Raw genomic sequence first — 21,983 nt, forward strand, 5'->3', positions numbered from 1 at the left:
GGTAGCCGGTGTGGGGGCTCGGAGGCCACGGCATGATCGGATGATGGCTCGCAGCCGTCCTCGTCCGCCGGTCCCGGTCTCGGAGTTCACCGGCTTCCGGTTCCCTCCCAAGGTGATCGTTCTGGGAGTTCGCTGGTACCTGCGATTTGCACTGTCGTACCGGGATGCCGAGGAGCTGCTGGCCGAACACGGCATCGAAGTTGATCACGTGACTGTGTACAGGTAGGTGCAGCCCTTCACGCCGCTGCTGGTCGACGCGGCCCGACCGTGCCGGCACCGCCCGGCCGACAGGTGGCACGTCGACGAAACCTACATCAAGATCGCCGGCAGATGGCGGTACCTGTATCGGGCCATCGACCAGCACGGCCAAGTCATCGACGTGCTCGCCAGCGAACGGCGCGACCAGCTCGCGGCCCGCCGGTTCTTCCAACGAGCGCTCATCCACGGCCGCCAACCAACCGAGGTCACCACAGACAAAGCGCCCGTCTACCCGCGGGTCCTCGACGAACTGCTGCCCGAGGCATGCCATGTCGACGCGCGGTGGGAGAACAACCGGATCGAGCCCGACCGCAGCCGACTCAAGGCCCGGCTACGGCCGATGCGCGGGCTCAAACGGCTGCGCTCGGCCCAGACAGTCAGCACCGGACACACCTTGATCCAGAACATCCGCCGCGGTCACTACGAACTCGCCGTCGACACCGATCCACGACTGCGGCTGTCGGTCGCGTTCACCGAGCTCGCCGCATCGGTCTGATCCTCAAGCCTGCCAGGCCTCCGCGCGCACCCCGGCCCTCCGAATGCAACAGGCAGCGTTGAAGACGTCCGACGTCGTCGCTGCACGTGCCATGGCCGAATTATATGCCGATATCGGCATGCTTCAAGGGCGGTGGCTGGCCCTGAGCCGGCCCTGGCCTGACGAGTCGAGGACGGGCCCTCGCGCCGGCCGTCGCGCGCGGGCGGCTGCGAAGTTTTGCTTTCGGCCCGCGATGACGGGGTGGGATCGTCGAGGGCGACCGCCGGCCCGGCGGGGACCGACGACGCAGGACGCGATGACGGCGGACGACGGCCTGGCAGCGGGGGGAATCGGATGGGGTCCGACTGGTCCGGCCGGCCTGACATCGTCTGGGTGACGGCGCTGCGCGCCCTCGACGAGCAGCACCGGACCACGTCGCTGGTGCGGCTTGGCCTCCTCGCCGTCATGTGGGGGGCGGTCGCGACGCTGCCCGCCCACGAGATTCCCCGGGGCGCCGGTCAGCTGGCGATGGTGACGGTCGGCTGTGCGCTGTCCTGCGTGCACGCCCGGCCTGCGTTGATGGACGCGGTCGAACGGCTGCAGGGCGCCGGGCAGCTCGCGGACCATCTCGTCGGTACCCGCGGACGGGCGACGTTCGACGTGCCCGGCCTGTTGGAGGCGTTCGGGGTGGTGGCGGCGGGGCTGCTGTTCGCCGGCCCGTGGCCGGTCACCGGGTTGTCCGTCGCTGTGCGGTCGGCTGCGATCCTCGCGGCGGTGGCGTTCGCCTGGTTGGTCGGCTTGAACTCGCTGATCGACGCCGGCTGGTACGCGCCGTACGCCCCGGTCGTCATCGGGTCGGACCGGAGCGATCAGCCCGCGCCCCGGGTGCTGCTGTTGTTCCGCCGGCTGGGCGTGCTGCTGCTGGCCAGTCTGGTCGCGCTCATCGTCGCCGTTCCCTGGTCGCCGGAGGTGAGCGAGGTCCCCGTCGCGCTGCGCGTGGCGGCCGTCGGCAGCGTGCTCGCCCTGGAGATCGTGCGGATCTGCTTTGAGCAGCTGCTCGCCGCCACGGTTGCCACCGTGCGCGACGCCGAGGACATCGTGCGCAAAGGTGCCGCACAGGACCTCCACAGCCTCACCAAGAACGCGGTGCGCCTGGTCGCGCAGGCGGTCGAGGAGGCGGAACCGAACCCTGCCGAGCTCCGTGCGCGCGTCCGCGACCTGCTCGTCGTGGTCGAGGAAAACCGGCTGGAGATGCTGACCGGCGACGGCGCGGCCCGGGTCCAGGACGTGGCCGCGCTGTGGCAGGCGGTCGTCCGGGTCCTGCCCGAGGCGCGCCGCCACCGCTGCCGCCTGGTCGAGGGCGGGAGCATCGTGCTGAGCTCGACCGACTACCAGCTGGCCCGGCGTGCCCTGGCCGACCTGGTGATGAACGCGTTGAACGCGGGCGCGAGCCGGGTGGAGGTGCGCCTCGCGGTCGGCGCCATGGCGGCGGATGACCGGTTCGCGCGGTTCGAACTCGACGTGACCGACGACGGCCCGGGCATGCCGCCGGACGCTTTGGACGACCCGGCCGGCAGCCTCCGGCTGCTCGACTGGGAGCTGCACCGCTACGGCGGCGCCATCAGTTTCGAGCCGGCGCCGGATCGGGGCGCGACGGTACACGTCCGCTGGCGGTCCCCGCGGGGGAACCGCGATGGGACAGACGAACCTCGCTGCGCTGCGGATGGCTGCCAGCGACCCGGGCGCGCGGCTGACCCGACGCCCGATCGGGTTGGGGAGGGCCGATGACGATACGGGTGCTGGTCGTGGACGACTATCTGGGCGCCGAAACAGCCGTTGCGCGGGCGCTTGTCGACGCCCCCGACGTGGAGGTGCGCGGCGTGCGCAATCCACGGGATCTGGCGGATCTGCTGGCTGTGGACTGGGACTTCCAGCTCGCGTTCGTCGACCTGCATTACGGGCGGGGAGTGCGGGAGAGCGGGCTGGCCGCCCTGGACAGCCTCGCCCAGCGGGAGATCCCCTGCGTCGTCCAGACGGCGGACGGCGAGGACAACCGACTGTTGTTCTTGCTAGCCGTGTTCAAGTTCTTCCCGGACACCTGGACCCTGGCTCCGAAGTCCGCGGGCCATGAGCCGGTCCGGCGCGCCATCGCGGCGCTGCGGGCCGGTTACCGACCCGACGACGGGGCCGCCCGCCGGTACAAGAAGGCGGCGCCGCTGCTGGACCGGCTCATCACGCGCCCGAGCGATCTGCTGATCTGGCGCGCGCTGCTGAACAACTTCCGGGAACCACAGGTCGCGCAGGCCGCCCACGTCTCCAAACGAGTCGTCTCACAGTTCACCGCCGACCGTCGGCCGGTCGTCGCGCAGCTCGAGGCCGACCTGCTCGACCGGCGCGCCGATCCGGCGGCCGACGCGGACGAACGCGGTGCCAACCTGCTCGAGGTTTCCGCGTTCGCCCGGCTACACGCCGACTTCTTCAGCGCTCCTGACGTGGAACGGCTGTTCAGTCGGGCCCGCACGGCCGGATGAGCGACGACGAAGGCGGCTGGTTGCCCTGCCTCGGCCTCGCCCTGAGCCACGGCCCCCTTGTCGCCTTCGCCGTGTGCCTGGCTGTCAGCCCGGTCGTCCATGCGCTGATCGCCCGGATCCTGGAACGTCGCTGGCTCTCGCCGCGCGGCGAGTTCGTCGCGCTTCTCTACGGGGATCCGCTGCTCGCGGTGGCCGCGGGCTTTGGCGTCGTGCTGTGCCCGGACGGCCCGTCGGCGTCGGTCCGTGCCGTGGTGCGCGGCGCACCCGCGTGGGCCATGGTCGCGGCCTGGCTCGCCTTCGGGCTCTGGCAGTGGTGGGCGGAGGTGCACTCACGGCTGTACGTGCCCGCGCAGGCCGTGGCGCCTACGAAGATCTGGCACCAACTTGTCGTCTACCCGGTGCTGGGTTATCTCGTCGTCGCTGCGACGGTCGCCGGGCTGGCTTCGCCCGGCCTGTCCGTCGCCCGGGTGCTCGCCCGGATCACGATCGTGGCCTGCGTGGCTGCCTGGACGGTCGCGAACGTCTACGACCGCCGGCACACCAAGCTCGGCCACCCGCCCTACGACTGGCGCCGGCTGCGGCCTACTCCACCGCCTTGGCCTCGGTCTTCCCGCTCGCTGCGCGTCGGCGTCCACCCGGCCGACTGACCCCGTCCGTCGGCCACGCGTTGCCATCCAGGTGATGGCCATCCCACCGTGACCGTCGCCGCTTGACCGTCGCCGGCCGGCGCCGCGAGAGCCGGCTGCGAAGTTTCGCGGGCGGCGGCGCGCAGAATGGCATATCGCCGCGCGTTCTGGGCCGCCAGGCGTGACGGAAGTACGCGCCGCGGGGCGCGCATCTGATCGCTGTTTCGTCTCCAAATCCGCCGCATTCTGGATTCAGGCGCAATTCCGCAGGAAGCCAAGGAATTCAGAAAGAAGGCGGGGACGGAACCATGGAGACGCTGCAACAGGACGACCCGCAGCGGCTGGGAACGTACGAAATCGTCGGGCGGCTGGGTGCCGGGGGGATGGGGCAGGTCTTCCTGGCCAGGTCCCGATCGGGCCGGGCGGTGGCGATCAAAGTCATCCGGCCGGAGTTCGCGGGTGACCCCGAATTCCGGGGCCGCTTCGCGCGGGAGGTGGCGGCGGCGCGCGCCGTGAGCGGCGTGTTCACCGCCGCGGTCGTCGATGCCGATCCGCTCGGCCAGCGGCCGTGGCTGGCCACCGAGTACGTCCGCGGCCCGTCACTGCTCGCGGCGGTGACCCGCCACGGCCCGCTGCCGGCCGCCTCAGCCGCCGCCCTCGGTGCCGGCGTGGTCGAGGCGCTTGCCGCGGTGCACCAGGCAGGTCTGGTGCACCGCGACCTCAAACCGTCCAACATTCTGCTCGCCGCCGAGGGCCCGAAGGTCATCGACTTCGGGATCGCCCGATCGATGGAGGCCAACGCGGCGACGCGCACCGCCGGCATCATCGGCACGCCGGCATTCATGGCGCCCGAGCAGGCGGGCGGCCCCCCGGAACCGAGCCCGGCGAAGCCCCTGAGCCGCGCGGAGTGGTCTCCGACCGTGGCCATCGCACCCGACGTCACGCCCGCAGCGGATGTCTTCGCGTTCGGCGGAGTCCTGACGTTCGCGACTACCGGATATGGCCCGTTCGGCCACGGCTCTGTGCCCGAACTGCTGATGCGCGTCGTGTACGGCCAGCCGGATATCGGGCATGTCCCGCAGAGTCTGCGCGACATCGTCTACGACTGCCTGGACAAGGATCCAACCCGACGGCCGACGCTCGACCAGATCCTGGACCGGCTGACCGACGCCGTACCGAACGTGCCGGACCTGCATCACCCTGGCTGGCTGCCGCCGACCCTGACTCAGGTCATTCTCGCGACGCCGTCCGTCCCGCCCGACACCTTCCGGTCCGCCGCCACCCCGGCGGGCGGCGTCTCCTGGCCGCCGCACCCGACGGGCCAGCGAGCGTCGGCCAGTCAATCGCAGGCCAACGTGGCGGCGGGAGGATCAAGCATTCCAGGCGTCGCCGCCGACCCTGCGGCGAACGGCCGGCCGACGGGCACCGACTGGCGGAGCGATCCGGCGGTACCGCACTGGATGGAGGCCAGAGACGGTCCGGGGCCGTTCACCGGCACCGGCACCGACGCCGGCGGGAATGCGTTCAGCCGAGCGACGAACCCGCCGCCATTCGACTCGTCGGTAGCATCGAGCCGCGCACGCCGAACGGCGCGGCGCTCGGTCGGTGCCGCGGTCGCGGTCGGCGCGCTGCTCGCGACGGGCCTCACGCTGGGACAAGGCTGCGCCGGTCCCACGCCTCCCGACCCTCCCGTGCTCTCCTCGCCTCCCTCGACGACTCCGCCTTCCTCAACGACTCCGCCTTCCTCGCCGCCGCCAACCGCTGACAGCGACTTCTCTTTCAACTACGGTTCCTCCGCCCCGTACAGCTGCAACCCGAAGCCGAGGTCCCTGTGGGACAGCGATACGGCGCCGACCACGATCACCTTTGTCAACAACCGGTCCGAGCAGATACAGATCTTCGAGCACGACCAGTACGGGAACCGGCTGACGCTCCAATACAGCACGCTGCCGCCCGGCAAGCAGACCACGATCAGCACCTACACCACGTACGCGTACGAGGTCGCCGACGACGCGCTGCGCTGCCAGGAGGTGTTCGTCCCCGCATATGGCGGGAGCACCGTCGTCGTCCGCTGACCGGCATCGATGGAGCATGCCTACGCTCGCTCACTATGACTGCCGATCCGCGTCCGGGGACACACGCAACGGTCATCGTCGAAGCCGACCAGCCGTCATCCTCACGAACAGTCTCCACGGAAACCACATGGCCTTCTACCGGCGCATTCCGCGAAACCGCTGCTGCGGGCCGCAGGACCATGCATGCCCGCTGGGGCCCGGCGCGTCGGGCCGGAACCACCGTTCGTGCGGCTCTGTCTCACTTTCGGCTCTGGCGCACATTCGGTGGTGACGCACAGTGATTGTGAGACGCAACATCGCCCACGCCGACTTCGTCCTCGTTTGCGGCTTTCCAAGGCCGCGCGGCGGCGACATCCCGACCTCGCGCACGATTGTGACGCCGAGGACGACCAGCTCGCCGTGTATCCGCCGATAGCCCCAGCCGGTGTTCTCGCGGGCCAGGCGCAGCACCAGGGCGCGGATCGAGCGCACGGTGCGAGGCCGTCCGCGCCGCTGGGGGCGGGAGATGGCGGCGTGGTGGCGGGCGATCAGGTTGCGATGCCAGCGAAGGACGGTCTCCGGACGCGCCAGCAGGTGCAGGCCGCGCAGCGTTGGCCGGGGCAACGCGTGCAGGAGTGCCGCCAGCAGCGCACGGTCGGTGGGCTGGAACCGGATCCGCTGGCCGTCGAGCTGGCGCTGCAGCACGGCGATCTGGTGCCGCAATGTGAGGATTTCGACATCCTTGTCACGATCACTGCGAGGCAGCAGGCGCAGCAGCGCGAACACGTTCGTGACACCGAGGTAGGTCAGTCGAAGCACCACGAAGCGGGATCCTCCCGCAGTCACCGCCCCCGACGGGCACCAGGCACCGGGAGGGCCCAGGATCGGCCGCGACCGTCCCGATCAGCCCGGATATACTTTTCGGCAAGTACAGGGCCAGCACCGCGGCCGCATGGTTCCACAGCCGGTCAGGCTCGGCGGTCCGCAAGGCCTGATGAGCCAAATTGGCGAGGACGCTCTGGTCGAAACGGGCCTGCTCACGATCGGTCACATCGGTACTGATCGATGCCACCTGGCTGACCTCGCCACAAGGATCGAAGATCGGCCTGATGTGTAACTCGTAGTGCCGCCCGAAGGCCTCATGGATGTCGCAGCCCGGTTCCCCGTCCATCGCTCGCCGTATCAGCTCCAGCGCCCGCGGCACGTAGGCGAACACCTCGAATATCGACGACTGCTCGGCGGCCTTCAGGTCATCGATCAGGTCGGGGACGCTCATCACCTGACGTCGACACCTGACGTCGACCCGCCTTCGTACAGTTCGGGCATGCCGTGCACCCAGAGTGCGAGGAGGGTCCGGCTGTCCGATGCCGGGACAGGGCCATCCCCGGCAAACCCGTCCAGCGCCGCGGGTCGGCTACAGGGTCGCGACGTCGGTCCGACGACGGTCCGGCTTGAACGGCAGCGTGGTGACCGTCGCTCGGATCTCCCGCTGGGGCGTTCCAGGTCGGCCCCAGACGACTACGACGTCCGCGCCGGCGACCGCGCGGTCACGGTCGATCACACAGAGCGAGATCATGGCCCGAAGGTTAGAACTCAGGCACCGGCCGGTCGAGACACCGACAGGGTTGCCACAGACCAGGACCTGATCGAAACTGGGGCCAAGACGGCGAGGAATGTCCATCTGTTCCGGGATGTCGCCGCCGTGTAGCAGCGACGCAAACACTTCGCCGACGTCATCCGCGTTCCACACGAGGCCAACGAGCAGTCGGGCCGGCCCTCCGATCTCAGCCTGCGAGACCAGCGCCTCCCGACCAAGGAAATCGTGATCTGAGATCTTTCCCGAGGTGCCCCAGCCGAGCTCGCCCGGTCTCCGGAAGTAGTCGGTCAACCCATTCTTGGGAACGAAGCTCCCACCCATCACTCCACGCCTGAACTGTCGCGGAGCTCCGGGCGTCACGATCGCCGCCGGCAGGTAGTCCAAGCCATTCGTCGCGATTCCCGCCTCGATGTGCTGCACAGGCTGTGAGCGGAATCCGAGCTGACGGATTCCGAAATCCTCACCAGCAGCCAGGATGGTCGACCAGATCCCGCTCGCGGCGTTCGCGGATCCATGCACCTCGTACCCGAGTTCTCCCGAGATTCCGGTCCGCAGGACGTGCACCGGAATCTGGCCGATCTTGGCGGGCCGGCTTCGGTTGAAATTGACGTCGCGAAGGCTTTCCCCGGTCGCCTTCTCGAGCACAGCCAGGGACGTGGGTCCCTGTACTCCGAAGATAAATCTGTCCGGGCTGATGTCCGACAGCTCCGCGTCCCAGCTTCCGCGACTGAACTGCCACTGCGCCCAGTCACAGCTTCCCGCGGTGTAGACGAACTCCTCTGGACCAAGCCTGCACAGGACGCCCTCGGAGGCCACCCAGCCGTTCTCGTCGAGCTGGACATGATGTTTGACCTGCCCGGTCTCGAACCGGGACAGGTCGTTCATGCCAATCCGGCTGAGGAATTCCAGTGCCCGCGGGCCCCGTAGGTGCAGTTTGCTGAGAGACGTCCAGTCGCCGATGTAGCAGGACTCGACGTGGGCAACGCTTTCCTCGACCCAGTTCGTGTACTCCAGCGGAAGTAATATCTGCGCGAAGCGCCCGAAAGTTCCCTTTAAGTTCGCTTCGTCCTGGATTGCGGCCGCCGGGCTGAACAGAGCCGGGCGCTCCATGATGAACGAGGCCTCGGGAAGGTCAAGCAGTTTCTTGTAGTCCTGGCGCTGTCGCGACAGCACGTCCATCGCATACCTCACAATATTCATCGAGACATCAAAAGAGACCTAGACTCCGACCCAGGTCGTCCGTACTCCTGCGATGCGGCGCCGAAAGGGTGGATCTAGCGTCCAGATTTCCGCGGGTGCCTGCCACCAGTCCCACCACAGAGCTGCACCGGACCGTTCCGACCTAGGGCGCTCCGGAGGGGCTCCCTGCTCAGATCCGCCTTTGGGCATCTCCATCGATGCTGCGCAACGGGGTTCCACGAGGATCGCCAGTCTATGACACCTCTACCCCGCGGAAGCGACGCCGGATGCAACCTTTGATTCTCGATCCGGCGCGACACCCAGACGGTGACCTCTTGACGTTCGTCCGACGATCTGGGAAACCCTAGGACCGGTCGAAGGTCGCGATGCCAACCTGCGCGCAGCTCGAGCTGACCAACCTGGCCACCGACCAGCGTGCGTGATCATTCACGCTTCGACCCCACGGGTTTTCGGGTCAGGTCGCCATGTCGGCTGGTAGGTGCAGGGCGTGGAGGGCGGTGAGGGCGTCGACAGATTGCTGGACGTCGTGCACGCGGACGGCCCACGCGCCGGCCATCGCCGCCCAGACGTCGACGGCCAATGAGGCGGCTGCCCGCCCCGGTATAGGCCGCGGGACTCCGTCCGGACCAGCGAGTAGCTGGCCGAGGAACGACTTGCGTGAGGCGCCGACAAGGACCGGCAGACCGAACGCGACCAACCGGTTCAGGCCAGCGAGCAGCGACCAGTCGTGCTCGCTTCGTTTGGCGAAACCGAGCCCGGGGTCAAGCACGAGTTGGCCGGGATCGACACCCGCGGCGACGACGGCGTCCACCCGTCGGCGCAGTTCGGTGAGGACCTCGGTGGTGACATCGCCGTACTCGGCCGCGGCGTACATCCGCCGGCTGTGGGCCCGCCAGTGGGTGAGTACCCACGGAACGCCGGCGTCCGCAAGCAGATCGACCATGCCGGCGTCGGCGAGCCCGCCGCTGACGTCATTGACCAGCACCGCGCCGGCGGCGAGCGCGGCCGCGGCGACCTCGGCCCGGGTGGTGTCGACGCTGACCTGCACGCCCGCCGCCGCGAGCTCCCTGATCACCGGCATGATCCGCCGGCGTTCCTCCGTGGCGTCGATGCGGGCCGCTCCCGGACGTGTCGATTCGCCGCCGACGTCCACGTAGGCGGCGCCGGCCTCGTGCATGGCCAGACCATGGGCAACGGCGGCTGCCTGGTCGAGGAACCGCCCGCCGTCGGAAAACGAGTCGGGTGTGACGTTCAGGATGCCCATGACCAGGCATTGGCCGGCTCTCGGCACAAAAGCCTGGCCACGGCGGTCGGCAACGTTTCTCGCGCTCTGCACGCTGCTAAGACACCTGCCTCGTTCGCTCTGATGATCTGTCGTGATGCCGTGCTTCCGCGAACTATCCGCTTCGTCGACCGCCGTGTTCACATCGACGCCCGCCGTCCGATGACCAGTCGGGACGGGCCTCCGGTGCCGGTGCGCGAGGGGTTCGGATCGTGCTCGCCCGGCACGGCGGAGGTGACTTGTACGGTGCGGTACGTCATGTCACGAGACCGCCGACGGGCGCAATGCCCGGGATGTCGGCACGACGGTCGGCCTGCATGGCCCTTCGAGTGAGCACCGCCGCCTTGGCGAGGAGTTCGGCCCACTCGGCGGCGGGCCGGGAATCCCAGGTGATGCCTCCGCCGGCGCCGTACACGCCGCAAGCCGTTTGCCGGTCGACCACCGCCGTTCGGATCGCGACGCTGAAACGGGCCCGGAACGGCGCGGACGGCGGTGCGACGAGACCGACCGCTCCGCAGTACACCCCGCGCGGGCCAGTCTCGACATCGCGGATTACCTCCATGCTGCGCCGCTTCGGCGCGCCGGTGACCGAGCCGCACGGGAACAGCGCGCGGAAGATGTCCACGAGGCCGCGATCCGGATGCAGACGGCTAGTGATCTCGGAGGTCAGCTGCCAGACGGTCGGATATCGCTCGAGGGCGAACAACCGCGTGACCTCGACGCTGCCCACGAGGGCGACCTTGGCGAGGTCGTTGCGCAGCAGATCGACGATCATGACGTTTTCGGCGAGCTCCTTGGGGCTCGTCCGCAGCCGTCGCGCCTGATCGCGGTCCTCCGCGGGGGTGCGACCGCGCGCGGCGGTGCCCTTCATGGGTCGCGTCCGGAGGCGGTCCCCGGCCCAGTCGAAGAACAGTTCCGGGCTGGCACTGATGACGACGAACCGGCCGAGGTCGAGGTAGGCGTTGTACGCCGCGAGTTGCGCGCGCGCGAGCCGGGCGTAGAGGAGGTAGGGGTCTGCGTCGACGGCGGCGCGTAGCCGGTCGGTGACGTTGCACTGGTACGTCTCTCCCGCCGCGATGTGCTCGCGTACACGGGCGACGACGCGGGCGTGATCGTCGGCGGTCCAGTCCGGCGTCCACCGCGCGGGGCCCTGGGCCGCCGACGGCGGGGGAACCGGCGGGACCTCGGTCGGATCGCCGCACAGGCCGAACCAGATCAGCGGCGGGTCATCGGCCGACGCCGGCGCCACGGCCAGCCCCTGGTCGAATCCCGGCGCTGCCTCGTAGGAGACGTATCCGAACGCCCAGGCACCCGCGGCGGTGGCGCGCTCTACCTCGGCCAGCACGGAGACTACCTCGTCTGGGCGCTCGGCCGTGAGTACCTGGTGCGGCGGCGGGAAGGCAAGGGCACGGCCCGCGACAAGGTCGTCGAAGCGAGCCCAGAGGTGCGGGATCGTCATGGGGTTTCTCTGTGGGAAGGGCGGCGCCGTGTTCTGGCTTGTGCGCCGCGCGACTCTGCTCTGGTGGTTCCGCTGGCTCTGACCGCCAGTGCGGCGCTGGGTGGCGGCCGACGTGCCTACGGCTGTGGCTGCGTCCATTGAGCGGCGCGCAGCGTGTTGACCATGAGCATGGCGATCGTCATGGGTCCGACGCCGCCGGGCACCGGGGTGACGCGGTCGGCGATACCCTCGAGCTCCGCGGTGCGCACGTCGCCGGTCAGCCCGGTCCTCGTGCGGTGGATACCGACGTCGATGACGATGGCGCCGGGTTTGACGTGCTCGGCGCCGATCAGGCCGCGCACGCCGGTCGCCACGACCAGGATGTCCGCGAGTCGGGTCACCGCTGGCAGGTCCGAGGTCGGCCGGTGCGCGATGGTCACCGTGGCGTCGCGCTGCAGCAGCATCTCGGCCATGGGGTGGCCGACCAGCGCGGATCGGCCGACGACGACCGCGTGTCTTCCGGCGATCTTGATGCCATCGGCGTCCAGGAGCTCGATCACGCCGCTGGGCGTGCAGGGGCGCAGCCCGAACAGGCCGCGTGCGAGCAGGCCAGCGCTTTCGGTGGTGAGGCCGTCGACGTCTTTGGCCGCCGGGATCCGGTCGATGAGTGGGGCTGGGTCGAGGTGGGGAGGCAGCGGCAGTTGCAGCAGGATGCCGGAGACGGACGGGTCGGCGACCAGTTCGTCGATGACCGCGGCGACCTGCGTCTGGGTGGCGTCGGCTGGCAGGGAGCGGTGCAGGTCGCGCATGCCGGCCTCGCGGACGGCGCGGCGCTTGCTCGCGATGTAGACGGCGCTGGCCGGGTCGTCGCCGACGAGGATCGTGGCCAGGCCCGGAGCGGTGTCTGGCCCGGGGTAGGCGGCCGCGACGTCGGCAGCGACCTGAGCGCGAACCCGCCGCGCAATCGCCGTGCCGTCGATCTTCATGGTCATGAATCGGCTCCCGAGGCTGTCAGGCGAAGACGATGGTGCGGTTGGCGTGGCGGATGACACGGTCCTCGCTGTGCCAGCGCACGGCGCGGGACAGTACGAGCCGTTCGACGTCGGCGCCGCGGCGCTGCAGGTCGGCGACGGTGTCGGCGTGGGTGACCCGGACGACGTCCTGCTCGATGATCGGGCCCTCGTCGAGGTCCTCGGTGACGTAGTGCGCGGTGGCGCCGACGAGCTTCACACCGCGTTCTTTTGCCTTGGCGTACGGGCCGGCGCCGATGAAGGCCGGGAGGAAGGAATGGTGGATGTTGATGATGGGCACTCCGACCCGCGTGATGAGGTCGCCGGAGAGGATCTGCATGTAGCGGGCCAGCACGACGAAGTCCACGTTGCCGCGGAGCAGGCGGAGGTGCTCGGCCTCGGCGGCGGACTTGTCCGGGCCGGCCGACGGTACGAAGAAGAACGGGATGCCGAAGGCGCGCACCTCGTCGGCGACGTCGGTGTGGTTGGAGATGACCATGGACACGGTGATCGGGAGTTCGCCGCCGCGGTGCCGCCAGAGCAGGTCGAGCAGGCAGTGGTCGGCCTTGGAAACGAATATGGCGACGCGCTGGGGAATCGACGTGTCTCGCAGCGTGTAATGCAGCTCGAAGCCTTTGGTGAACTGCGCCCGCAGGTCTTTCTCGATCTGGGGCAGTATCGCCTTGAGCCGGTCGGAACTGAAGACCGTACGCTGGAAGAACGACCCACCCTGCGGATCGTCAGAGTACTGGTCCAACGACACGATGTTCGCCCCGTGCTGGCTGAGCACCGAGCCGACGGCCGCCACGATGCCGGTCCGGTCGCGGCCGTGCACGATCAGCGATGCCTGATTCCTGGTTCTCGTTGTTGGTGACGCCTGCGGCGCGGGAGCTTCCTGGGCGACCGTCACGTCAGCCTTCTTTCCTGAGATGATCGATCCATTCCGACGTGGTCCGCAGCCCCCCGAAGGTGTAGAAGTGCAGCTTGACCTCGCCGTGTCGCCGCGGGTCGTAATCCGTGGCGAGGGTGTGCAGGAAGCGGTCGGGCCCGGCGGTGCCCATGAGGTTGGTCAGCGACAGACCGTATTTCTTCGCGATCGAGGCGCTGGTACCGACGCCGAACCGCGCCGCGTAGCGCAGCAGCCGGCGCACCCCTGCCGGGCCGGGCACACCGATACGGACCGGCGCGTCGACGCCGCGTTCGCGGAGCGCCTCGGTCCAGGTCAGGACCGAGTCGACGTCGAATCCGAACTGCGTGATGACATCACCGGCCAGACCGCGTTCGGCAAGGGACGCGTGCTTGTCCCGCAGGGCAGGCCAGAGGATTCGGTCAGGAATATCGGGGTGGCCTTCGGGATAGCCGGCGACGCTGGCACGGCGGACGCCGTACTGCTCCAGCAGGCCGGACTGGATGACCGACAGCGCGTCGGCGTAGGGTCCATGTGGGACGCTCGGATCACCGCCGACGACGAAGACGTGCTCGCCGGTGCCGTCGGCCTGTAGAGCGGCGAGAAACACCTCCAGCGACGCACGCGACTCCAGGCGGCGGGCTGAGATGTGCGGCACCGGGACAAAGCCGTACGCCTTGACGGCCCTGGCGGCCGCCAGCCGCATCTGTAGATCCTCGTTGCCGAGGAAGGTCACGTTGATGCAGGTGCCCGTCGGGATGGACTCCCGCGCCAGGTCGAGTTCCTCAATGTCCTTGCCGGTCATTTCGAGGGATACGTCGTGCAACAGCGTGGCGAGACGCCCGGCCTGCTCGACGGGTAAGGAAGTCATCGTTCTCCTCGGTTCCAGGGTCCGTTCTGTGCCGGGGGCGAGGCAACAGGCCCCCTTCGCCGCCGCGACGCGGCCGTCACGCTGGGAGGGCTCGCCAGCTGGCCGCGCCGCGGCGGTGAGACGGAGGTCCGCTGCCGGCCGACCGGCAACGGACGACGTCGTGACACTTGCTGACCCGGTCGGCCCGTTTTGTTACTGCTGGATGTGTCGTTACTGGTCGTTGTGGCGGTACTGGGTGCGCGCGTGCTCGTTGTACGGCGCGGGCTGCACGGTGGCCCGGATGCGGGGGAATCCCAGATCAGCGTCGGCCGGTGTCCCCGAGCCGGGATGGTCGCCCCAGACGACCTCCACCCGGGTGCCGGGCGCGGCGTGCGCTTGGTCGACCAGCGACAGCGCGATGATCGATCGGTACGGGTGTGACGACGCGATGTGGTAGGTCGTGCCGACCAGCGCCGAGCTGGCCTCGACACGGTGGCGGGCGTAGCTGAGCACGAAGCCCGGCTCGTCGCCGAGCACGGAGCGAACGTCGTCGTTGTCGAAGACCAGCGTGACCTTCGCCCAGCGAACCGCGTCCTTCGCCTTCTCCAGCGCGTCGCGGCCGATGAAGTCGCGGTCCAGGCGGATCAGCCGGCCGTACCCGAGCTCGTACGGCGTGACGTAGTAATCCTCGATGTCGTCGGAGTAGAAGCTGCCGTGCAGCGGCCGCTGTCCCTCGATCCCGAACAGCGGCAGCCAACGGCGGTAGCCCAGCAGGTCCGGGTCGGTATAGATCGCGGGCGTCGGGGATGGGATCCAGCCGCTCTCCACGGACGCCGTGGTGTAAGCCAGCGCGCCGACATGCACGAGGCCGAACGGCTCGCCGGCCCGCATCAGCGTCTCCTTGACATACGCGCCATCCGCCCAGTCACCGATGAACTCGTAGCCAGGCTGCCCGGCCATGCCGTGCCGCAGGGCACGGAAGTTCCGTCCGCCGAGCGTGACCGCCGTGGCGTGGAAGAACCTGGTCGCGGGCAGCGGCCCGCCGAACGCGCGCTCGACCAGCTGCCGCGCGAGCGGTCCCTGGATCTGGTAACGGAACAGCTTCGGGTCGCCGCCACCGCGGAAGGCCGACGACGGGTCGGTGGTGAAGGTGACGTCGTAGCCACCCTGCTCACCGTGGTAGCGCACCCAGTGCTGGGACGCCGGAATGCCGCTGAGCGTGTACTGCTGCTCGGCCCGGCGCAGCAGGATCCCGTCGGTGACGATGAACCCCTCGTTCGTCACCGGGATGATCTGCTTGGCCTGACCGACCGCGAACGTCTCGTAGTTGTTCGCGCTCACCGCGGCGAGCAGCCTGGTCGCGTCCGGCCCATCGATGACCATGTCGTACATGTGATGCGACAGGTCCGAGATGGCCACCCCGTCATGCCAGGCCGCCTGCTCCTGCCGCCAGCCCACGTACTCGCGCTCGACAACCTCGGGCGTCCAGGGCGCCGCGCCTGGCTTCCACAGCAGGCGTAACGGCGAGCCGGCCTTGTCGATGCCGTCCTGAAGACTTGGAACTGTCATGCCTCTTCCTTATGTCGTCCACTGCATAGGTCCGCGTCTCAAACGAGCTGCGCATCGAGCTTGTTGTGGGTCCGCGCCGCGGCTCTCCGTAGGGCAAGTGGCACACCCTTTGCTTGGACAACCCGAGCACGGCCCTGTCCACGCCCGCTGGAAGCACCATCCATATCGACGCGGAAGCCCACGGCCCTCGCGCCGCCCGAAGCATGCTCGGTTTGCACACGGCGGGCCGCACGCCGCCGCCAGCCCAGGTGGTTGTCCATGAATCGGTGTGAGGTGGCGGACGACACGCAGGTCCCGACGCGGTGGTCAAGCTATACTTCCAGGGTGGATAGTGGGCGCCGGCGAGCGCGGATCCTGCGCGAGGCGGCCGCGCTCTTCATCGCGAACGGGTTTTCCGGAGTCACCATGGATGACGTGCAGACCGCCGTGGGTGGCTCGAAGGCGACGCTGTACAAGTACTTCAGCGACAAGAGCGACCTGTTTCGGTCCGCCGTGGAAATGCTTATCGACGAGCGCAGTCAACCCTTGACCTCCTTTCATCCAAGCGGCGGCGACCCCGTCGAAACACTCAAGGAGTTTGGGCGGCATTTTGCCGCGATCGTGCTCGATTCCGGAGCCATTGCGCTCCATCGTCTCGTGACATCGGAAGCGGAACGGGTCGACGGGCTGGGGCAGATGTTCTTCCAACACGGTCCCGCGGTGGGTAACGCCATCCTCGGCCGTTATCTTGGCACGCTGCGCGACGCGGGCATCATCGAAGTCGCGGACCCGGTGCTGGCGGCATCCCAGCTCTACCAGGCGATGCTGGGCTCGCTGCAGATGCGGCTGCTGATGAATACCGCCGACCGGCCCACCTCGCAGGAGATCGAGTCGAGCATCACCCACGCGGTGAACACGTTCGTCGACGGCACCCGGCTCCGGACACCGCAACCACGGGCCGCGGACGCGACAACGCGGTGATGGGCAGTGCCACGTCCGGCTCATCGCACTCACGACACCCACGCGCGTCGCGGATACCTCAGCTCAGCGCTTGTCGGCGGGAAACGGACGATCCACGACGGTGGCGCGAATCGTGGTCTGCGCGTGCCGCTCCACCGTGGGATTGGCGGAGCCGCCGTTCGGCTCACCCCAGACCAGCTCGACCTGGTCGCCGTAGGTCGCGCCATCCTCGTCGATCATGCAGATCGAAATCCAGCCGCGCACGTTCGACGTGTAGCTGCACAGCGTCGACACCCCGACGAGACGTCCGTCCTTCTCCACCCGGTCGAACTGCGACGCGGAGTAGAACGCGGCTGGCATGTCGATGTACTTGAACCGCTTGTCGGCCGGTTCGTACATGCTGGCGAAGATCCGGGCCACATCGTCGCGCTCCCAGGCGAGCCACGCCTTCCGGCGGTGCGGCTCGCCCTTCCGCCGCTGCAGCGCGTCGCGGCCGATGAAGTCGTGGTCGAACTTCAGGATGTGACCGTAGCCGAGATCCCAAGGTGTGGTGTAGTAGTCCTGCACCTTGTCCGAGGCGAAACTGCCGCCGAGCGAGAGGTTCGCCTCAAAGGTTCTGGCGTTCAGCCACTCCCGGTATGCCTTGAGGTCGTCCCCGGTGTAGACCGCCGGCACGGTGCTGGCGATCCAGCCGGACTCCGTGGCGACCGAGGCGTACGCGCGGGCACCGACCTGGCGGATGCCGAACTGCTCGCCGGCCTCGAGGAGCGTGTCCCGGACACCGTCGATCTCCGCGTACGGTCCGAAGAACTCCAGGCCGGGGAACCCCGACATCCGATGGTTGAGGGCGGTGACCTGGTGGCCGCCGATGGCGAACGTGCCCATCGTGAAGAAGGGGATATCGGGCATGGCGCCGCCGTTGACCTTCTCGAAGATCCGCGCCGCGTTCGGTCCTTGCAGCTGCAGGCGGAACAGCTCCCGGCCATGCGGGTTCTGCGCGGTGCGCTCGTCACGGCGCAAGGTGACGTCGTAGCCGCCGGTCTCGGCGTGGAACTGCACCCAGTTGAGCGCCGGTGGTCGCCCGACGAGCCGGACCAGGTTGTCGGCCAGGCAGAACAGGATACAGTCGCCGATCATGTAGCCGTCGTGGTTGCAGGCGATGAACTGCTTGGCCTTCATCGGGCCGAAGCCCTTGAAGGAGTTGGCGCCTAAATCGGACAGCAGGCGATAGCAGTCGGGGCCGGTGACCCTCAGGTCGGTCATGTGGTGCGACAGGTCCATCAGGGCGGCGGTGGTACGCCAGCTCTCCTGCTCATCGCGCCAGTTGGTGAACTCGGCCCGGATCGGGAACGGGTACGCTCCCGATCGGCCGCTGCGCATCAGCGTCAGCGGATCGCCAGCCTTACGAATTACGTCTTCAAGACTCGCCATGGGACATCCTTCCGGTCGTTGCCGCGTGCTCGGCCTTGCCCGGCCACGAACAAGGACACGAGGTCGGTGGCCGATGGTGCAGCCATCCGTCCACCAAGCGGTTGCCTCGCCTGAGGACTCGGCCCAGGACCTGCCGTCCTGGGATCACTGCGACGAGGAGGCGGTCAGGTGAGTAAGCCACGGGATAGGTGGAGGAGTTCTACAACTCAACGGCAGAATCGGTACTGTACCGTACAGTACTGCTTGTGGCTTGCGGCCGCAAGGTCGCCGTCACCTTCATGTCGTCGTTCTCCATGACGGTGAAAGGGGTCATCGAGGGAGCTGTGTTGGTTCCCGTGGCACCGACGTCGGGCAGGGCGATCTCGTGGGCTACGAAAGCCCCGTCAGCTCGACCGCGAGTACCGCTGCCTGTTCGGCGTCTCCCGTATCCGCGTCCGCGACGTGCTGAGGTGAGCGTCGGCGACCTGCCCGCGCCGCCGCTCCCTGTTGACGTGGATGGCCGGCCGGAACTCCGCGTCCGCTGGCGTGGCCGGGCGGTGTTCGGCGCGCCGCGGCGCGCCGAACACCCCTGGAACTCGTGCCGTCGTCGTCATGGAGCCGGCAGGTTCCCGGCCTCCCGACACCGATCGGCTGTCCTGACCGGCAAGGGAAGCACCCGCCCCGCCCGGAGTGGGTGGCCCGCGGTCAGGTGCTCAGCTCAGTCCCCAGAGAGTCTTGAACTTCGCTGGGAAGTCGGCCGGTCCGTACCACTCGCCCGAGGCCTCCGCCGCGGTGGTCACGGAGATGTCCTTGATGTTGTCCCGCGTGAAGATGCGGATGGGAATGTCATAGCTCGGAAGCTCCTTGCCCAGCATCATCCTGAGCGCGGCGTCCGCGTCCGCCCAGCCCTGGTAGGCCGCGGCCTGACCGACGTCCATGTGCAGGAACGTCCCGGCCGCCAGCATCTGCAGGCCGTTGATCTGAGCGGCCGTGGACACTCCCTTGACGGCGGCCGCCCGACCGGACTGCTGGACACCGGCGAACGTCGGCTGCAGGTACACCTCGAACTCGGAGACCACGTAGTTCACGCCGGGAGTCGAGAGGATCGCCGAGCTGGTTGACGGCGCGATCAGCTGGAAGTTCGCCGACGAGATCCTGTTGAGCGTGACCTTGCAGCCGGGGCAGCGAGCGCTGAACTCTTTTTGTGCGGCGGCCACGTAGGCCTGGGTCGAGGCTGTGTCCGTGGCGACGTTGATGACCACCGTCGCCTTCCCGCCGGAGTCGGCGATGATCCAGTCGGCGATGGCCAGCAGCCCCTTCGTGCCGGAACCCTCCAGGTATCCGAGCTTGGGGCCGGCCGGGTGCGCCGGGTCGGGGATCTGGTCGGTGATGAGGACCGGAATGTCCTTCGCCTGCGCGGCCGCGAAGCTGTTGGCGGCCAGCGCGTAGGGGATCGAGTCGGTGATGATCGCGCCCGCGCGCGCGCCGGTCGCCTGGTTGACGCACGCCGAGATATCGGACGGGTTCGCCTTGCCGTCGCAGGTCTGCACCTCGATCCCGACCGAGCCGAGCGCTTCGGTCAGCGCCTTTCCGGTCACGTTGAGCTGCGGCGCCTGCCGGGTGATGGGAATGAAGTAGACAACCTTTCCGCGCAGTTGCGCGACATCGCCCAGCGGTGTCGTCGGGACCGGGTAGGCCGGCCGCGGCTGGGACAGCTCGCTGACAATGGCCGCGGCGTCGCCAGAGGTTGGCGCCGAGCTGGATGCCGACGGCTGGTCGCCCGACGTCGAGCCGGAGGAGCCACAGGCCGCGGCCGGCAGAAGCGCGGCCAGCGCCGATAATAAGACGACTCTCATGCGTGCCTGGCGCCGCGCGGTCAGGCCGAAAATTCGTCGAGTAGTTCTCACGGGTTTTTCCTCTCACGTCTGGAGCCGCGATCCTCGTCACGCCCCGGGTGGGTCTGCCGGATCAGGTCGGCGGTATGTGCCGTGTTCCTGTGGTGCCATGCTCACTTCGGAGCGCCCGGTAGCGGAATCGGCGCGGAAATGAACGCGTGATGCCGAGCCCGGGACGCCCTCCGGGGCTCGGGCCTGCGCCCCGAGCTCCGGACGAGTCGATCTTGTTTTCGGAGGTCGCGGCCGCCCAGCCGCGGGCGCCGACGGGGGTCCGGGCCAGGTGAGCGCTGTCAGGACGGTCCTGGATGGCACCTCGATGGCCGTCGACATTCGTCGTGGCGGCTAGCATGGGATTCGTGTCGAGGATGAAAGCGGCGGACTATCGGAAGGCTCTCCTGCGGGCGGCCGGCGAGCTGTTCACGGCCCGCGGGTACGCCGGCGTGACGATGGAGGACGTGCTCGCCGAGGTCGGCGGGTCGAAGTCGACGATGTACAAACATTTCGGCGACAAGACCGAGCTATTTCGCGCCGCGGTCGAGAGCCTTCTTGACGAGGGGACAGCTCCGCTGCGCTCGTTCACGCCCGGCGGCACGGACCTGACGTCCACACTGATCGCGTTGGGCGAGCACTTCGCGACCGTCGTCCTCAACCCGGGGTCGATCGCGCTGCATCGGCTCGTCACCGCCGAGGCGGAACGCGTCCCGGGTCTGGGGGCGGCCTTTTTCGAACACGGACCAGCGTTCGGCCAGGCCGTTCTCGGCAGATATCTGCGGCAGGCTTGCGACGCCGGCCTCATAGCGTTGCCGGATCCGGTCAAAGCAGCCGCGCAGCTCTATCAGGCGATGCTCGGCGACGCCCAGATGCGCCTGCTGACCGGGGCGCCGAACCAGCCGACCGGAGCCGAGATCCGGGAGAGCATCGTGGACGCCGTCGACTTTTTCCTTCATGGTGTGTCCCGACGGCCGGCCGGTGGCACGGACGCGCGCCGTGCATAGCGGGAGCTGGGTGTGCCGGGTCCGGCGGTCACGCCGCGAGTTCCGGCATACTGGCCAGCCGGTCCTCCTGCTCGGCCATCAGGGCGAGGTGGCGGCGCAGTGTCAGGCCGGACCGGTCGGCGGCGACGCCGGTCTTCTGGACGCCGTCGCCGTCACAGAGCTGTTCGATCCAGCGCATTCCTTCTACGTCCTGGCGGAACCCGTAGCGCTGGGGGCGCCGGACCTCGTCCGAGATCGCGCCGTCACTGGTCACGCTATGACGCGAGACGGCCCAGGAGTAATCGTCCTCGACTTCACCCTTCGCGGGCGTGAACGAGCGGTGGGGACACCGGTTCGACAGCACGACGGGCGTTCCGTCGGCTCGGCGTATCAGGAGCATGCTGCGCTCCACTAACTGGCGCTCGACCGGAGTCGTCGTCAGTTCGTCCGTGCGGGCGATGAAGTACCAGTGATTACGCGGGAGAGGGATGATACTGCCGGCGAAGCGTTGCATGGCAGTTCTTTCTTTGTCGGGACGGCCGGACCGCTCGTTATTCCAAACCAGGTACCGTACCGTACAGTACGGATGGTGCCCTCGCAAGGACCTCACCGAACCAGGCAGGGAGCCGGCATCGCCGGCGCCATGCCCCAAAAGAACCAGGTGCCGGGCTGGCCGGCGCCGCGCGAGCCTATGGGCGGACAGGGCCTGCCCCGTCCGGGCACGCGGCGCCCACGCAACATCACCAAGAAAGACGATCAAAACCGAAGAAAGAGCACCTTCTGGGCCACTTAACCTCCACGGTTACGGGGAATGGGCACTCTGTGGCTCTCACGGCGGTCGACGGCTACGAGGCGTGGTCGCCAGCCGTAGCCGCGGCAGTTGGCGGCCCCAGTCCCGGCGGGACCGCGGACCGTCTCTGGACCGTCAGCCATAACAGCCACCGGCAGGTCACGGTAGATACGGTAGA

18 protein-coding genes and 1 pseudogene are annotated in these 21,983 nt (G+C 68.6%); 7 read left to right on the forward strand and 12 right to left on the reverse strand.

From position 1 onward, the window contains the following. Positions 1–43: 43 nt before the first annotated feature. The 5 genes and pseudogenes from FRCN3DRAFT_RS46200 (at position 44) to FRCN3DRAFT_RS46205 (ending at position 5,965) form a co-directional block, all read left to right on the forward strand. Positions 44–754 (forward strand): annotated as a pseudogene (locus FRCN3DRAFT_RS46200) (IS6 family transposase). Between the two features lie 333 nt (positions 755–1,087). Further along, positions 1,088–2,521: an ATP-binding protein gene (locus tag FRCN3DRAFT_RS0225370; protein WP_007516038.1), complete on the forward strand. Its 1,434-nt coding sequence runs from the start codon at positions 1,088–1,090 to the stop codon at positions 2,519–2,521. After that, a complete protein-coding gene (locus tag FRCN3DRAFT_RS0225375) occupies positions 2,518–3,264 on the forward strand; it encodes a hypothetical protein (RefSeq protein ID WP_007516039.1) in 747 nt (248 codons plus the stop codon). The genes FRCN3DRAFT_RS0225370 and FRCN3DRAFT_RS0225375 overlap by 4 nt, the downstream gene beginning before the upstream one ends. After that, entirely contained in the window at positions 3,261–3,911 is a 651-nt protein-coding gene (locus FRCN3DRAFT_RS0225380) for a hypothetical protein (RefSeq protein ID WP_007516040.1), read from the forward strand. The genes FRCN3DRAFT_RS0225375 and FRCN3DRAFT_RS0225380 overlap by 4 nt, the downstream gene beginning before the upstream one ends. 287 nt (positions 3,912–4,198) lie before the next feature. Beyond that, positions 4,199–5,965, forward strand: coding sequence for a protein kinase domain-containing protein (locus tag FRCN3DRAFT_RS46205; protein WP_007516041.1), 1,767 nt, complete (start codon positions 4,199–4,201; stop codon positions 5,963–5,965). A 135-nt stretch (positions 5,966–6,100) separates the two neighbouring features. Here the strand turns inward: FRCN3DRAFT_RS46205 and FRCN3DRAFT_RS56510 are convergent, their stop codons facing one another. The 9 genes from FRCN3DRAFT_RS56510 to FRCN3DRAFT_RS0225430 form a co-directional block, all read right to left on the reverse strand. Continuing rightward, entirely contained in the window at positions 6,101–6,730 is a 630-nt protein-coding gene (locus tag FRCN3DRAFT_RS56510; protein WP_232794142.1) for a hypothetical protein, read from the reverse strand. Further along, the gene (locus tag FRCN3DRAFT_RS0225395) at positions 6,696–7,220 is read right to left on the reverse strand and encodes a PAS domain-containing protein (protein WP_131803358.1); all 525 of its coding nucleotides are present in this window, start codon (positions 7,218–7,220) and stop codon (positions 6,696–6,698) included. The genes FRCN3DRAFT_RS56510 and FRCN3DRAFT_RS0225395 overlap by 35 nt, the downstream gene beginning before the upstream one ends. A gap of 138 nt (positions 7,221–7,358) precedes the next feature. Beyond that, entirely contained in the window at positions 7,359–8,720 is a 1,362-nt protein-coding gene (locus FRCN3DRAFT_RS0225400) for a glycine cleavage system protein T (RefSeq protein WP_007516043.1), read from the reverse strand. 475 nt (positions 8,721–9,195) lie between these two features. Next, complete coding sequence (folP, locus tag FRCN3DRAFT_RS46215; RefSeq protein WP_007516044.1) at positions 9,196–10,005, reverse strand: dihydropteroate synthase; 810 nt, start codon at positions 10,003–10,005, stop codon at positions 9,196–9,198. A gap of 274 nt (positions 10,006–10,279) precedes the next feature. Then, entirely contained in the window at positions 10,280–11,482 is a 1,203-nt protein-coding gene (gene pabB / locus FRCN3DRAFT_RS0225410) for an aminodeoxychorismate synthase component I (protein ID WP_007516045.1), read from the reverse strand. Between the two features lie 116 nt (positions 11,483–11,598). Continuing rightward, the gene (locus FRCN3DRAFT_RS0225415) at positions 11,599–12,453 is read right to left on the reverse strand and encodes a bifunctional 5,10-methylenetetrahydrofolate dehydrogenase/5,10-methenyltetrahydrofolate cyclohydrolase (protein WP_007516046.1); all 855 of its coding nucleotides are present in this window, start codon (positions 12,451–12,453) and stop codon (positions 11,599–11,601) included. Between the two features lie 19 nt (positions 12,454–12,472). Beyond that, a complete protein-coding gene (purU, locus tag FRCN3DRAFT_RS0225420; RefSeq protein WP_007516047.1) occupies positions 12,473–13,381 on the reverse strand; it encodes a formyltetrahydrofolate deformylase in 909 nt (302 codons plus the stop codon). Position 13,382: 1 nt separating this feature from the next. Beyond that, positions 13,383–14,249 carry a methylenetetrahydrofolate reductase gene (locus FRCN3DRAFT_RS0225425; RefSeq protein ID WP_007516048.1) on the reverse strand — a complete coding sequence of 289 codons (867 nt, stop codon included), beginning with the start codon at positions 14,247–14,249 and terminating at the stop codon, positions 13,383–13,385. Positions 14,250–14,459: 210 nt separating this feature from the next. Continuing rightward, positions 14,460–15,797, reverse strand: a complete 1,338-nt coding sequence (locus tag FRCN3DRAFT_RS0225430; protein WP_007516049.1) for an aminomethyltransferase family protein — start codon at positions 15,795–15,797, stop codon at positions 14,460–14,462. A gap of 324 nt (positions 15,798–16,121) precedes the next feature. Between FRCN3DRAFT_RS0225430 and FRCN3DRAFT_RS49825 the strand changes: the two genes are divergently transcribed. Beyond that, positions 16,122–16,757: a TetR/AcrR family transcriptional regulator gene (locus tag FRCN3DRAFT_RS49825; RefSeq protein ID WP_232794143.1), complete on the forward strand. Its 636-nt coding sequence runs from the start codon at positions 16,122–16,124 to the stop codon at positions 16,755–16,757. 63 nt (positions 16,758–16,820) lie between these two features. Here the strand turns inward: FRCN3DRAFT_RS49825 and FRCN3DRAFT_RS0225440 are convergent, their stop codons facing one another. Then, complete coding sequence (locus FRCN3DRAFT_RS0225440) at positions 16,821–18,167, reverse strand: aminomethyltransferase family protein (protein ID WP_007516051.1); 1,347 nt, start codon at positions 18,165–18,167, stop codon at positions 16,821–16,823. Positions 18,168–18,859: 692 nt separating this feature from the next. Beyond that, positions 18,860–20,053, reverse strand: coding sequence for a sugar ABC transporter substrate-binding protein (locus tag FRCN3DRAFT_RS0225455; RefSeq protein ID WP_232794144.1), 1,194 nt, complete (start codon positions 20,051–20,053; stop codon positions 18,860–18,862). Positions 20,054–20,406: 353 nt separating this feature from the next. Between FRCN3DRAFT_RS0225455 and FRCN3DRAFT_RS46225 the strand changes: the two genes are divergently transcribed. Then, positions 20,407–21,036, forward strand: coding sequence for a TetR/AcrR family transcriptional regulator (locus tag FRCN3DRAFT_RS46225; protein WP_106410519.1), 630 nt, complete (start codon positions 20,407–20,409; stop codon positions 21,034–21,036). A 28-nt stretch (positions 21,037–21,064) separates the two neighbouring features. Here the strand turns inward: FRCN3DRAFT_RS46225 and FRCN3DRAFT_RS0225465 are convergent, their stop codons facing one another. After that, a complete protein-coding gene (locus tag FRCN3DRAFT_RS0225465; protein ID WP_007516056.1) occupies positions 21,065–21,529 on the reverse strand; it encodes a Rieske 2Fe-2S domain-containing protein in 465 nt (154 codons plus the stop codon). Between the last annotated feature and the right edge of the window lie 454 nt (positions 21,530–21,983).

It is taken from the genome of Pseudofrankia saprophytica (assembly GCF_000235425.2).
Lineage (GTDB): Bacteria > Actinomycetota > Actinomycetes > Frankiales > Frankiaceae > Pseudofrankia > Pseudofrankia saprophytica.